The organism is Arsukibacterium sp., from assembly GCF_033721375.1.
Lineage (GTDB): Bacteria > Pseudomonadota > Gammaproteobacteria > Enterobacterales > Alteromonadaceae > Alishewanella.
This window is the reverse complement of the sequence record NZ_JAWWAP010000013.1, coordinates 69,221-82,481: the sequence shown is the minus strand read 5'-3', so window position 1 is coordinate 82,481 and position 13,261 is coordinate 69,221. Positions and strand designations below refer to the sequence as shown.

Genomic DNA, 13,261 nt, shown 5'->3' with positions numbered 1-13,261 from the left:
ACCTCGACTCATAGCGTTGATACCACCGCCCCGGCAGCCCCAGGCGTGACGATCACCGAAGACACCAACAACGACGGCTTCATTAGTGCCAGTGAGCTCAATGGTGCGGTCAACGTGACTATCTCGTTAACCGATACCGGTGCCCAGGCCGGCGACACCCTGACCGTCAATGGTGTGGCCATTGTCCTGACTCAGGCGCAAATTGATGCTGACGAAGTACTGACCACAGTACCTGCTCCGGCTGAAGGTGCGACCTTGACCGTCACCGCCAACATTACCGATGAAGCCGGCAATACCGGTGCTACCGGCTCAGACAGTGCGGTGCTGGATACCACGGCAACTGCCGGCGCAGTTTCCGTTAATGACATCACTACTGATGATATTGTTAACGCTACTGAAGCCGCCGGTATTATTGTGGTTACCGGCACTGCCACTGGCGGTGATATCGCTGCGGGTGATGTGGTGACCATGATCATTAATAACGTCACTTACACCACGACGGTGCAAGCCGATGGCAGCTGGTCTGTCGATGTCGCTGGTAGTGACTTAGCTGCTGATACCGAGTTTAATGTCGTCGTCAGCTCATCTGATGCAGCCGGCAATACTGTCAACTCCACAGGCACTTCAAGCCATACTGTTGATCAAACCGTTGCTGCACCACTGGTTCAGTTAGACACGGACAGCGGCACCTCCGCTACCGACAGCATTACCAATGACGGTGTGGTGAATGTCACCTTGGCCGGCGATGTTGCCAGCTGGCAATACAGCGTGGATGGCGGCACCACCTGGCTGACCGGCACCGGCAGCAGCTTCACCTTAGCCGAGGGCGTGTATGCCAATGGCGCCGTATTGGTAAAGCAAACCGATACTGCCGGCAATACCAGCAGTTCTACAAACTTAGGCCCCGTTACAGTTGACCAGAACTTACCGACTTTAACCATCACGACCGATGATTCAACTTTAGCTACGGGCGAAGCCACAACCATCACGTTTAGTTTCAGTGAAGAAGTGACTGGCTTTGACTTGTCAGATATTGCAGTAACAGGCGGGGTTTTATCAGGCTTAACCCAGGATCCAACCAATCCAAATATCTGGACAGCTACCTTCGTTGCAAGCGGCACCGCAGCAATATCAATTGCAGTGGCGAACGAGAGCTACAATGATGTTGCCGGAAATGTTGGTGTTGGTGACACCAGTTCGATAAATAGTACTCCGGTTGCAAATAATTCGAACTTTACCGTCAATGAAGATCAGATTTTAACGGCCAGTGTACTGACAAACGATGTTGACGTTGATGGTAACTCCCTGGTTGTTGAAAGCTTTATGATCAACGGTCAGAGCTACCTGGCTGGCAGTGAAGTTATTATTGAAAATCAGGGAACATTAGAGTTAAACGCCAACGGTGACTTTACCTTTACTCCTGCTGCCAACTGGAGTGGCACGCTACCAGTAGTAACTTACAGCATTTCCGATGGTCAGGGCGGTACGTCGTCAGCAACACTGAATATTACTGTCGCTGCTGTTGCCGATGCAGCCGTGTTACAAGTTACAGATGCGGTTTCTACTCAGGTTGGAGCAACCTCCATCACAACAGGCGCTAATGGAACTCTGTCTGGTTCAGGTTTAAGTCAGGCATCGTTAGAACAAGCCCTTGGTTTATCCAGTGGCTTTTTGGATAGTTTTGCCGCACCTCAGGGAGTTTTAAATGACCCGGGCACCATTAATGCAATAGATGGCAACTATACCACTAGTACTGTGACCTTAAACGCTGGCATGTCGGTTGGTTTTGACTGGCAGTTTATTAACGGCGAGAACCTCGTCAGTGAAATCCAGACCGGATATAACGACTTTGTCCTGGTGATTATCACTGCACCTGATGGCAGCAAAACAACCCAACTGATCACCTCTTCTGAATTTTGGGGTGCGGCCGTCAATGGTAACGGCAAGTTTAACTTCACGGCCAACCAGGACGGTGAGTACAAGTTTGACTGGGTGATCATCAATGGCCTGGACGACGGTAAGGATTCTCAGCTTAATATATCTGCTGCGACCATTACCGTTAATGGTGTCACGTATGGCGATATGGTTGATCTAAACATTACTGCAGCAGTTGTTGATGCCAGCGAGAGTTTATCGATAATCATTACAGGGGTGCCAGCTGACGCCCTGCTAACCGCCGGCACTAAAAACGCTGATGGCAGCTGGACGTTAACTCAAACAGAGTTGGAAGGGTTAAGTATACTCACGCCGGTTGGCTACAATGGTCAGCTTAATTTGACGGTTACCGCCACAACAACTGATGGCGCGTCCAGCACCTCGGTGTCAGACATTATTACCATTGATTTGTCGAACACCACCAATACCGTGTTGTCAGGCAATGATTCGCCACAAACCATTACAGGTACAGATGCTGGCGATTTAATCATGGCTTATGGCGGCAATGATATTATTAATTCCGGTGCTGGCAGTGATGTCATTTACGGCGGCATTGGCAATGACACGATTAATGCCGGAACGGGTAACGATGTATTAATTGGTGGAAAAGGCAATGATACCCTGACCGGAGGTGCTGGCGCTGATGTATTCGCCTGGCAATTAGGTGATCAGGGCAATGCTACCGCTGCTGTTGATGTGATCAAAGATTTCAACACCGCTCAGGGTGATGCAATTGACCTGCGTGACTTATTGCAGGGAGAAAACAGCAACAACATTACTGATTACCTGAATTTTAGTGTTAGCGGCGGCAATACCACCATCAGTATTAAACACACCGGAGCAGGCAATGTTACCCAGCAAATCGTGCTTGAGGGCGTCGATTTAAGTAGTTTTGGCGCCGACACCCAGGCCATTATTGATAGCCTGATTAACAATGGTAACTTAAAGATTGATGGCTAAATCCGCTGCAATTTATAGCGGGCAATAAACTAAACAGGCGCATTAAGCGCCTGTTTTTTTATAACTGATTAATGGGTATCTTTAAGTACGTCGTACCATTTTGTTCAGCTGGCGGCAGCTGGCCGGCCCGGATATTAACCTGCACCGAGGGCAGAATTAACCGTGGCATCGCCAGTGTGGCATCACGTGCCTCGCGCCGCTTAACAAAGTCGGCCTTACTGACACCGCCGCCAACATGAATATTGTGCTGTTTCTGCCCGGCGACACAGGTCAGATACTGATGCTGCCGGCCTGCTGGCGGGTAGTCATGGCAGATATAAATTTCAGTATCATCAGGTAGCGCCAACACTTTCTCTATCGAGTCGAACAAGGTAGCGGCACTGCCGCCGGGGAAATCGCAACGGGCGGTGCCGACATCGGGCATAAACAGCGTATCGCCAACAAAGGCAGCCTGCTCATTAATAATGTAGGCTAAATCGGCTGGCGTATGGCCCGGCAGATGCATAGCGCGGATGGTCATTTCGCCTACCTGCAAGGTGTCGCCATCGGCAAATAGCCGGTCGAACTGCGAGCCATTGGGCAAAAATTCCTTTTCCAGATTAAACACGTCTTTAAAAATCGCCTGCACTTCCGTAATTTTTGCACCAATGCCAATTTTGGCACCCAGTTTGCTGCGTAAAAACGGCGCGGCCGATAAATGATCGGCATGGGCATGGGTTTCCAGCAGCCACTGCACCTGTAAATTATGCTGCTTAACATAAGCCAGTATTTGCTCAGCACTGGCGGTACTGGTGCGGCCGGCCTTGTAGTCAAAATCGAGCACCGGATCAATTATTACCGCCTGGTTGCTGGCATTGTCGGCAACTACATAGCTGAAGGTTTCACTATCGTTATCTAAAAATGCTTTTACCTGATAGCTCATAATGGTTGCTCCCTATACTTGGTAACCGGACTATTTGAATTAAGTGTATGCTAATATAATATAAGCTTATGCCATTTGGAAATAACTTTAACTGATTAATTCAATCCGTAAAATCAATTAATAGCCCGGCCATTAACAGCGAACGTTACAGGGCCAACTGACGCCAATCACGACTATTCAGAAGAGGCGGAGCCTGATGCAATAACAACAACACAAATTTGCCTGCCAGCCACGGCTGAATATTGGTCCAGAGTCGGCTTGCCATAGCGTCATCCAAACCGTTAAAAGGTTCGTCCAGTACCACCAGCTGCGGCGAGCGCAATAATAACCGGGCCAGACACAAGCGCCTGGCCTGGCCGCCCGACAACTGCTGGCCAGTGTCGCCCAGCCAGCTATCCAGCCCCTGTGGCAAACCCCGGGCCCAGTCAGCCAGCTCAACCTGCGCCAGTACCTGCCACAGCCGCGCATCGCTGATATCAGCCAGCCCCAGCGTTAAATTGGCATAAAGGGTGTCGGCCAAAACACTGTTCTGTTGGCTAAGGCAGGCACTTTGTTGCTGCATGGCAGACTCAGCCGCTGCCGTTACCTGCTGCTGGTCAATGCTATAGTGACAACGGGCGCCAGCGCTTGCCGCCTCTGCCAGGGTTTCGGCCAGCAGCAAGCCGGCCAGGGTCGATTTACCACTTCCCGAGCGGCCGGTAACCAGCCACCAGGGCTGCTGTGCACTGAAATCCAGTTGTAATGGCCCGGCCAGGCTGGCCGGCAGGCGGGGATGGGCCGCCACCATTAATTGCAGATGATGCCAGGGCGTTGCGGGCAAAACCACGGGCGCAACAACGGCTGGTGGTTGCTGCTGCACCAGTGGATAAAGCCGCCCGGCGGCAAACCGGGTTTTACCCAGCTGGCTTAGCTGGCCGGGCAGTAACTGCAATAATTCGCCGAGCGCAAACACCGCCAGCACCAGCATCACGGCGACCGGGGCATTTAGCAAACCCGCATTAAAGCCCGCTAAAGCCAGCAATGCTGCCAATACCACCTGCACACTGTGCAGAGCATTCACCGCCAGCTGGGCATTAGCCTGCTGGCAGGCGATCTGCTGCTGCAGCTGGCCCAGCGTATGGCTGAACTGCCGTAATGCTTGTTGCTGATGCGCCTGTAAACGGGCCGCCGTTAACTCTGGTAAGCCCTGTAAATAGTTAATGACCGAGAGCCTTGCCTGATTGAACTCTGCCGCCAGTTGCTGACTAAGCGGCTGCTGATAGCGGATCAATAAGCTAAAGATAATGCCGCAGCCGACCAGACATAACAGCAGCAATAACAAGGCCGCCGGCCCGGACCAGATACTGATCACGGCGCTTAGCAGCAGTAAGCTCAGTAGCGCGGACAGCGGCGGCAACAGTAAGCGCAACAGCAGATTATCCAGGCTTTCGAGGTCTGCCGTCAGCCGGCTAAGCCAGTCGGCATTCGTTTGCTGTGCCATTGCCGCCGGGCTGAGGCTGGCCAACCCCTGAAACAACTGCTGGCGCACCAGTGCCAGTTGCCGCAGCACGGAATCGTGATTATACAATCGTTCGAGATAACGACTGACGGTGCGGCCGAGTGCGAAAAAACGGATACCACTACCGGGTAAATACACATCCAGCGCTAACATCGCACCGGCGGCGACACTGATCCCGGCCAGCGCCGTTGCAGTGATAAACCAGCCTGACAAGCCCAGTAATGCCAGACCAAAAGCGGCGGTGGCAAATGCCAGCAGCATACCGGCTATTATCCGCCGGCGCTGCTGCCACAGCAGTTGCTTACTCCAGTAAGCCAGGGCGCCTGTTTTTGCCTGCCGGTTGGCAGTGGCAGGTTTGTTGTTTACTGTTTCAGGCTTCATGCTGCACCTGCCGTAACTCTGGCGTGGTGGCTAAGCCGGCCTCGCCATTTCTGGTGGCAGCAGTAAGCTGCCAGTGCTGATCGGCCAGCGCCTGCAGTGCCGGATCGTGGCTTACGATAATCAGCATGGTTTTTGGTTTCAGCTGGCGCAGCACATTAATCACGATATCCCGGCTCTGGTTGTCTAAGCTGGCTGTCGGTTCATCCAGCAACACTACCGCAGTGGGTGCTAACAACACCCGAGCCAGTTGCACCCGTTGCAGCTGGCCACCGGATAAGCCCTGCCCCTGCTCGCCTATCTGGCGGTATAAGCCGTTCTGTGCCACCAACTCAGCCAGGCCAAGTTCACTGAGCACCTGGCGCATTTGCTGCTCTGTTGCCTCGGGGGCCAGCAAGCGCAAATTATCAGCCCAGCTACCGGCAATCAGCCATGGCTGCTGTGGCAGATAGGCCATAACCTGGCTCGCCAGCGGTTGCTGGTTTAGCCGGGCACTGCCGCTGTAAACAGGCAGTAAACCTGCCAGTGTCTGTAAAATAGTGGTTTTGCCAAGCCCGGAACTGCCACTGATCAGTAAACACTGGCCGGTATGCAAAGTGGCGTTTAAACCGGCCTGCAGCCAGGCTTCACCCGGATAACCAACAGCTAACCGGCTGATCAACAGCTGCTGGACAGCCGGCACTGCCGGTGTTGTGGTGGTTGCAGTATCAGGTGCAGTAGGCTGAAAGTCGTTCTCGTTTAAAAGCGGCGCTAAATGGTTAGCAGCTGCCAGTGCGGATGCTTTGTCATGATAAAACTGGGCAAAGCTGCGCAGTGGCTGAAAAAACTCCGGGGCCAGCAGCAGAATAAACAGCCCGGAAAACAAGGTTAATCCCGCAGCCGGGCCCCAGGTAATAGCGCCTAACAAACCAAAGCCGATATAAAGTGCAACACTGGCAATGGCAACACTGCTGAAAAACTCCAGCACCGCTGAGGATAAAAACGCGACTTTAAGGGTGCGCATCACCACCTGTCGGTACTGATCACTGCGACTGGCCACTTCAGCCCGGCTGGCGGCTAACGCCTGCAGCCGCTTAATGGTGGCAAGCTGGCGAATCCGATCTAAAAAATGGCCGGCCAGCCGCTGGCGCAATAAAAAATGCCGCTGATTAAGCTGTTCCGCCCCCATGCCAACCAGTGCCATAAACAGCGGGATCAGCGGCGCACTGCATAGCAGCAGCAAGCCGGCGAGCCAATCAATAGAAAACACTACCAGCAGGATTAACAATGGCGCCAGTAAGGTTAAGTATTGCTGTGGCCAATACCGGGCTAAGTAGCCATCGAACGCATCGACATCTTCCAGCCACTGACTGGCCAATGCCGCCGGTGATTGCTGCGCCAGCTGATACACGGCCCGGCGCTGCCAGCTTTGCAGCAGGGCCTGGCGCAGCGCCTGCCGGCCGGCGGCGCTGGCTTTGCTGGCCAGGAGCTCCTGAGCACGCAGTAACAATAGCCGCACTATGATCACTGTCAGTAACGCCGCCAGCAGTGCCGGCGGGATTTCTGAACCCGGCGTCGCCAGCAGCCCCTGGTACAACAGGCTACACAGCAAATACCACTGGGTAATCAGGCCGACAGTGGCCAGCACGCCACAAGCGACTGCCACTATCAGCCGGTGTTGCTGCTGCTGGCTGAGAAAGCGCAGCAGCTTTGGGCCGTTGTCAAATTCAACCGCCATCTTGGCAATACCCTGTTGGCCGGCTAATGATAACCGCCTGCTTTAACCTTGCCTCTGAAAACCCAGTAAGTCCAGGCGGTATAGGCCAGTACTATCGGTATCACAAACAGGAAGCCCAGCAGCAGGAATAACTGCGACTCAAACGCTGATGCGGCATCGTACAGCGTGTAATTTGGCGGCACCATATAAGGCCATTTGCTGGCCAATAAGCCTAAGTACGTAAACAGAAACAAGCCCATGGTAGCAACAAACGGCAGGCCTTCCTGGCCTTTTCGCAACGATTTGAAAATAATAAAGGCACAATACAACGCCAGCACCGGCAGTAACCAGATAGCACTGAAACCACTGAACCAGCGTTCTTTGACATAGGGGTCAACAAAGGGCGTATAGATACTGATAATGGCAAATACCACCAGCACCATTAACAATAAACGTGGCGCCAGCTTGTATGCCCACTGCTGCACTTCACCTTCTGATTTCATAATCAGCCAGGTTGCGCCCAGCAGCGCATAACCGGCAACCAGCCCCAGGCCGGTAATGACGGTAAACGGGGTTAACCAGTCCAGCGCACCGCCCACATAGCGGAAGTTTTCTGTCTCAAAGCCCTGAATATAGGCGCCTACCACGGCACCCTGCGCGAATGCTGCCACGGTTGAACCGCCGGCAAAGGCCCAGTTCCACAGGTATTTCGAGGTTTTCGCTTTAAAGCGGAATTCAAAAGCGACCCCGCGGAAAATTAAACCGGCCAGCAATAAAAACACCCCAATGTACAAAGCCGGTAAAAACACCGAGTACACCAGCGGAAAGGCCGCCAGCAGACCGGCACCACCGAGCACCAGCCAGGTTTCATTGCCGTCCCATACCGGAGCAACAGAGTTCATCATCACATCGCGGTGATGCTCGTCGGGAGCAAACGGGAATAATATGCCCTGGCCCAAATCGAAGCCATCCATCAGCACATACATCATTACCCCAAAGGCAATAATACCGGCCCAGATTAATGTTAAATCAAATGGCTGTTCCATTAGTTATCTCCTTCTTCCAGGCTGGTATGGGCGGCAGAAAACGGCCGTTTCGGACGCTCAAATTCTTGTTGTTCGTGTGGCCGGTTGGCTTTTTCAATACCACCGCGGAATACTTTCAGCAGATAATAGACCCCGGCACTGAATACCAGCGCATACACAACGATATAACCAATCAGGGTAAACAACGCCATCCCGCCAGTCAGGGACGGCGTTAAGCCCTCGGCGTGGGTCATCTGCTGGTAAATTAACCAGGGCGCCCGGCCTGATTCGGTTACCACCCACCCTGCCAGCACGGCAATAAAGGGACTTAAGCTCATCAGACGCAGGCCTTGCAAGAAGCTGCGGCTATGCTGGTATTTGCCTTTGTAACGCAACAGCAAGCCCCAGACAGCAAACAGCACCATTAACAAGCCCATCGCCACCATAATCCGGAACGACCAGAACACAATAAATACCGGCGGTTGCATCTCAGGTGCCACTTCGTTTAAACCTGGTACTTCACCGTTCCAGTCATGGGTGAGAATATAGCTGGCCAGTTTTGGCACTGACAGTTCAAAGTGATTGGTTTGCGCCTGCTGATCAGGAATAGCAAATAAAATCAGTGGCACCCCTTCTGCCGTTTGCCAGTTACCTTCCATTGCCGCTACTTTCATCGGCTGATGTTTTAAGGTATTTAAACCGTGGAAATCACCTACGACCACCTGCAACGGCGCCAGAATTAACAACATCCACAGCGCAATCGACAAGGCTTTGCGGTTAGTGGCGAATTCACGTTTTTGCAGGATAAACCAGGCACTGACCCCGGCCACCACCAGCGCTGCTGTTAAAAAAGAGGCCAGCGCCATATGGATAAAACGATAAGTAAAGGACGCGGTGAAAATAGCATCCGCCCACGACACCACGTGATACATACCATTACGCAGCTCCAGGCCATCGGGGGTTTGCATTAATGAATTGGCCGACAAAATCCAGAAGGAGGAAATAAAGGTACCCAGCGCCACCATAATGGCTGCAAATAGATGCACGCCCCGCGGCACTTTATCGCGGCCAAATAACAGCACGCCCAGGAACGCCGCCTCCAGGAAAAAGGCGGTTACCACTTCATAACTGAGTACCGGCCCCAGGAAGTTAGCGGTAGCATAGGAAAAATTACTCCAGTTGGTACCAAACTGGAACGACATGACAATACCCGACACCACGCCCATACCGAACACCACGGCAAATACCTGGATCCAGAATTTCGATAATTTCTGCCACAACGGGTTACCGGTTTTATACGATAACGCCTCCAGTACAGCAATAAAACTGGCAAGCCCGATAGTAAATACCGGGAAAATGGCGTGAAAACACACCACAAACGCAAACTGAATGCGTGAGAGCAATAGCGGGTCAAGTTCCATACCTACTCCTGAGGGTCGCAATAACAAAAAATGGCTAGCGAAAGTATAGCAATAGTAATTAATATATTTCTTATATAAGCGTGCCACAACTTGACGCAGATCAGTGTTGGCGCCAATTAAACAATCGCTAAGCAGCCCATACCAGACTATCATGAATAAGAGATAGCTAATTTAAAGGGTGTTCTATGAAAAGTAATGTGGGTGGGATCGATAAAGTTATACGGATTAGTGCCGGTGTGGTGTTAATTGCGCTGGCGGCAACCGGCACTGTTGGTTTATGGGGCTGGATTGGGGTAGTGCCTTTGCTGACAGGGCTATTTAATTTTTGTCCGCTGTACAGCTTGCTGGGGATAAAAACCTGCAAGACCAACTAGTCCGTTTTCAACAGTGACAGAACCTGCCACCGGCTGGTGGCAGGCTTGATTTATCCGGGCATTTTCAGGCTGCCAATATCCCTGCCAATCAGCCATTACTGCATGGTGTTGTTTTCGGCATCAGCGCCACCGGCCGTTGGCTGATAGTTTTCTGCAATATAGTCAACCACCTGCTGTAACGCTGCATCATCGTCTGCCGCCAGCGGCAATATAACATCGGGCGTTACTCCGGCAGGCTTCGCATCACCGTTCGGCCGGATAATCAGGGCTTTCGGATAGCCCACCCTGATGCCGGTATGCTGCAGGGTAAAGCTTTCCATCGCACCATAGGTGGTGGCCAGATCGGCTGTTGACTCGCCGATGACGGTGGCAAAGTTATAATCCTGGGCAATAGCGGCCACCGATACTGCATTGCTGTATGAATAACGGTTAATCAGCAGCAGGACCTTAATATCACTGCCGGCAATATTGCGGGGCTTATCGTGCGGCTTGCTGTTATCCAGCGGAAATGAAATTACATCGCCCTGCTGATGGCTGGCATAAAACTGCTCAAGCTGCTGAGTAATGGCATCCGCCGGGCCATTTGCCGGCATCCGGGCCCGGTTCGCCGCCCGTGACAGGTCGGAGACTTTTACCCGGAAATCCGAGGCAAAACGAAAAGGCTTATCGGCAAACCAGGCCAGCATATGGTCGCTGAAACTGTTGGTACCGCCAGGATTATCGCGCAGGTCAATAATTATCGCGCTAACTCCTTTCGCCACAAAATCAGTAAAGGCCTGATCGATAAAAGCATGAAATTCGCTGGTATCCCATACTTCGGCATCGGTTGTGGCATAGACATTATAAAAAGGCCCGGGCTGCAGATAGCCGATATTACCTGACAGGATCCGGTATTGCCGTGGCTCGCTGCTGGCCGCGCTGTCTGGCGGGTTGTTGGCGGCAATATGCTGTGCCTGTTCATCCTGGCTGAGCGTGGCCTGGCGCAGCTGATAGGGCGCTGCGCTGCCGGGCTGCTGCAGGGTCAGGGTGTAAGCGCTCTGCTCGCCATGATGCAACCAGAGCAGCGGCGCCAGCTGGCCGCCGGTCAGGCCATCCAGCAACGCCGCGTTATCTGCCGCCAGATAACCCTGCAGCGGTTGCAGAAACTGCCTGACAGCAATGCCGTTAATACTCAGCACCTGCTGATCCGGCTGCACCCGTTTATCCGCACCATAATATGCCGCAACAACCACCTCATCGCCGTTAATCCTGAAACTGAACGGCAGGGTTTTGCCTCCGGCCGTGATAAACGCCCGGTACTGTGCAACAGGGAAATCAATCCGGGTATGGGCGATATTGGCCAGCGCCACAAACTGCATAAAATGCTTCTGGGCCTGCAGCGCCGTCATCGGCTGGTTAATTTCGGCCAGGTATTGCTTAAAACTCTGCTCAAACCGGGCTTGCGGCATATGGGCAAATAAATCAAAACTGCCCCGTTGCAGATCCTGATACAACTGGCGGAAATCCTGCTGCAGCTCGGCCACACTGAACACCCTGGCCGGGTCGTCGGCTGGAGTCGCGGCATAACTGCAGTTGCCACAGGCCAGCAATAACGGTAACAATGTGCAATACAGCACCCGGCGTAATATAAATAACATAACAACATCTCCGCTTTAGTAAGGTGTGCTGAAGCGTAATGACTGATACTAACCTTGTCCTGACAATACCTGATGATTAACCGGACAAAAAGCTGACAAAATTAACTTACTGAATTTAAACTAGTATTTTTATGAATAAACTTTTGATCGGTGACTGGCAAGTCGATTTCAGCAGTGGTGCCTGCAACCGGCTCAACCCTGCTGACCCAGCGCAACCTGGCGCCACCATGCGACTGGAACCCAAAAGTTGTCAGTTATTGCATTATCTGGCATGCCGGCCCGGCCAACTGGTCAGTAAAGAACAGCTGGCGGCGGCAGTGTGGCCGGACAGTTACGCCAGTGATGATACCCTGGCACGCACCGTCTCACGCCTGCGCACCAGCCTGGATGATGATGCCAGGCAACCGCGCTATATTGAAACCGTACCCAAACGTGGCTACCAGCTTATTGCGGCTGTCAGCCAATACCCTGCTGCGGCAACCAATGCGGCCACAAGTTTGTTGCCTCGCCACTGGCGGCGCGGGGCATGGCTTGCCCTGGTGCTGCTGCTTGTGGCTGCGGCCGGCTACCAGCTTAGCCGCGGCCTGGGGCAAACCACGCCTTCGGCCAATCAAAAAGATTTACTGAGCCGGGCCGATGATTATTATCATCAAATTCGCCTGGCAGACAATGAAATGGCCATTGCTCTGTATCAGCAGCACATTAACCAGCATCCGCGTTCCGGGGAAGCTTATGCCGGCCTGGCCAATTCGCTGGTGCAGAAAACCCTTCGCTGGTCAGGCGACAATGACAACCACACCACCCTGACCAGCAGAGTGGCGGCCGGCGTGTTGGCAGACGATGCCAGTCAGCAGCAACTGCAACGCGCCCTGGCCCTGGCAGAGCAGGCGGTGGCACTGCAACCAGACAGTGCCATCACCTTAAAAGCACTGGGTTTTGTGTTATCGGCGCAAGGCAGGTACCACGAAGCCATTGCCATTTATCAGCAAGCATTGCAAACAGATCCGCACGCCTGGCAGGTACAGCTTAATATCGGCGAATTATATCAGGCCACTGGCGCTATGCCGCAGGCGCTGCTTGCTTATGAGGCGGCCTTTAATGCCATGACAGAGCGCTACCCGCAGCAGGAAGTGCAAATACGGCCCTGGATTACCGAAGTAGGCAGCATGCTGGGTGATCACTACCTGGCGGCGGCTGATTACCAGCGCGCAGAAAGCTGGTACCGGCGGGTAATAAGCCTGGCACCGCTGCATGAAGCTGCAACACTTGGGCTAAGCCAGGTGTTACATGCCACCGGCGACACGGTAGGCGCAATGCAGTTGTGCCGGCAGCTGAATCAGCGGCTGCAAACCAGCCATTTATGTCAGCCAGCCAGTGGCGGCCACCCTTAGCACCATAAAATATTACGTAAAACG

The 13,261-nt window shown here is 53.1% G+C and carries 9 protein-coding genes; 3 read left to right on the top strand and 6 right to left on the bottom strand.

Annotation, left to right across the window (positions count from 1 at the left end):
• Positions 1–2,895: type I secretion C-terminal target domain-containing protein (locus tag R3187_RS18020; RefSeq protein WP_318968456.1), on the top strand; the 2,895-nt coding region annotated here is incomplete at its 5' end.
• A 58-nt stretch (positions 2,896–2,953) separates the two neighbouring features.
• Here the strand turns inward: R3187_RS18020 and R3187_RS18015 are convergent.
• The 5 genes from R3187_RS18015 to R3187_RS17995 all read right to left on the bottom strand — a co-directional run bounded on the left by R3187_RS18015 (position 2,954) and on the right by R3187_RS17995 (position 9,835).
• On the bottom strand, positions 2,954–3,817 hold the full coding sequence (locus R3187_RS18015) for an MBL fold metallo-hydrolase (protein WP_318968455.1): 864 nt from the start codon (positions 3,815–3,817) through the stop codon (positions 2,954–2,956).
• A gap of 145 nt (positions 3,818–3,962) precedes the next feature.
• A complete protein-coding gene (locus tag R3187_RS18010) occupies positions 3,963–5,696 on the bottom strand; it encodes an amino acid ABC transporter ATP-binding/permease protein (protein ID WP_318968454.1) in 1,734 nt (577 codons plus the stop codon).
• Entirely contained in the window at positions 5,686–7,410 is a 1,725-nt protein-coding gene (gene cydD / locus R3187_RS18005) for a thiol reductant ABC exporter subunit CydD (protein ID WP_318968453.1), read from the bottom strand. The genes R3187_RS18010 and cydD overlap by 11 nt, the downstream gene beginning before the upstream one ends.
• Before the next feature lie 23 nt (positions 7,411–7,433).
• The gene (cydB, locus tag R3187_RS18000; protein ID WP_318968452.1) at positions 7,434–8,435 is read right to left on the bottom strand and encodes a cytochrome d ubiquinol oxidase subunit II; all 1,002 of its coding nucleotides are present in this window, start codon (positions 8,433–8,435) and stop codon (positions 7,434–7,436) included.
• On the bottom strand, positions 8,435–9,835 hold the full coding sequence (locus R3187_RS17995; protein ID WP_318968451.1) for a cytochrome ubiquinol oxidase subunit I: 1,401 nt from the start codon (positions 9,833–9,835) through the stop codon (positions 8,435–8,437). Before R3187_RS17995 ends, cydB begins: the two co-directional genes overlap by 1 nt.
• Before the next feature lie 185 nt (positions 9,836–10,020).
• Between R3187_RS17995 and R3187_RS17990 the strand changes: the two genes are divergently transcribed.
• The gene (locus R3187_RS17990; protein WP_318968450.1) at positions 10,021–10,209 is read left to right on the top strand and encodes a DUF2892 domain-containing protein; all 189 of its coding nucleotides are present in this window, start codon (positions 10,021–10,023) and stop codon (positions 10,207–10,209) included.
• 95 nt (positions 10,210–10,304) lie between these two features.
• Here the strand turns inward: R3187_RS17990 and R3187_RS17985 are convergent, their stop codons facing one another.
• Positions 10,305–11,846, bottom strand: a complete 1,542-nt coding sequence (locus R3187_RS17985; protein ID WP_318968449.1) for a S41 family peptidase — start codon at positions 11,844–11,846, stop codon at positions 10,305–10,307.
• A gap of 131 nt (positions 11,847–11,977) precedes the next feature.
• Between R3187_RS17985 and R3187_RS17980 the strand changes: the two genes are divergently transcribed.
• The gene (locus R3187_RS17980) at positions 11,978–13,237 is read left to right on the top strand and encodes a winged helix-turn-helix domain-containing protein (RefSeq protein ID WP_318968448.1); all 1,260 of its coding nucleotides are present in this window, start codon (positions 11,978–11,980) and stop codon (positions 13,235–13,237) included.
• Positions 13,238–13,261: the final 24 nt, after the last annotated feature.

Excerpts from the sequence above, each read along its gene's own strand:
- R3187_RS18015 (WP_318968455.1), bottom strand. The coding sequence starts at position 3,817 with ATGAGCTATCAGGTAAAAGCATTTTTAGATAACGATAGTGAAACCTTC.
- R3187_RS18010 (WP_318968454.1), bottom strand. The coding sequence starts at position 5,696 with ATGAAGCCTGAAACAGTAAACAACAAACCTGCCACTGCCAACCGGCAG.
- cydD (WP_318968453.1), bottom strand. The coding sequence starts at position 7,410 with ATGGCGGTTGAATTTGACAACGGCCCAAAGCTGCTGCGCTTTCTCAGC.
- cydB (WP_318968452.1), bottom strand. The coding sequence starts at position 8,435 with ATGGAACAGCCATTTGATTTAACATTAATCTGGGCCGGTATTATTGCC.
- R3187_RS17995 (WP_318968451.1), bottom strand. The coding sequence starts at position 9,835 with ATGGAACTTGACCCGCTATTGCTCTCACGCATTCAGTTTGCGTTTGTG.
- R3187_RS17990 (WP_318968450.1), top strand. The coding sequence starts at position 10,021 with ATGAAAAGTAATGTGGGTGGGATCGATAAAGTTATACGGATTAGTGCC.
- R3187_RS17985 (WP_318968449.1), bottom strand. The coding sequence starts at position 11,846 with ATGTTATTTATATTACGCCGGGTGCTGTATTGCACATTGTTACCGTTA.
- R3187_RS17980 (WP_318968448.1), top strand. The coding sequence starts at position 11,978 with ATGAATAAACTTTTGATCGGTGACTGGCAAGTCGATTTCAGCAGTGGT.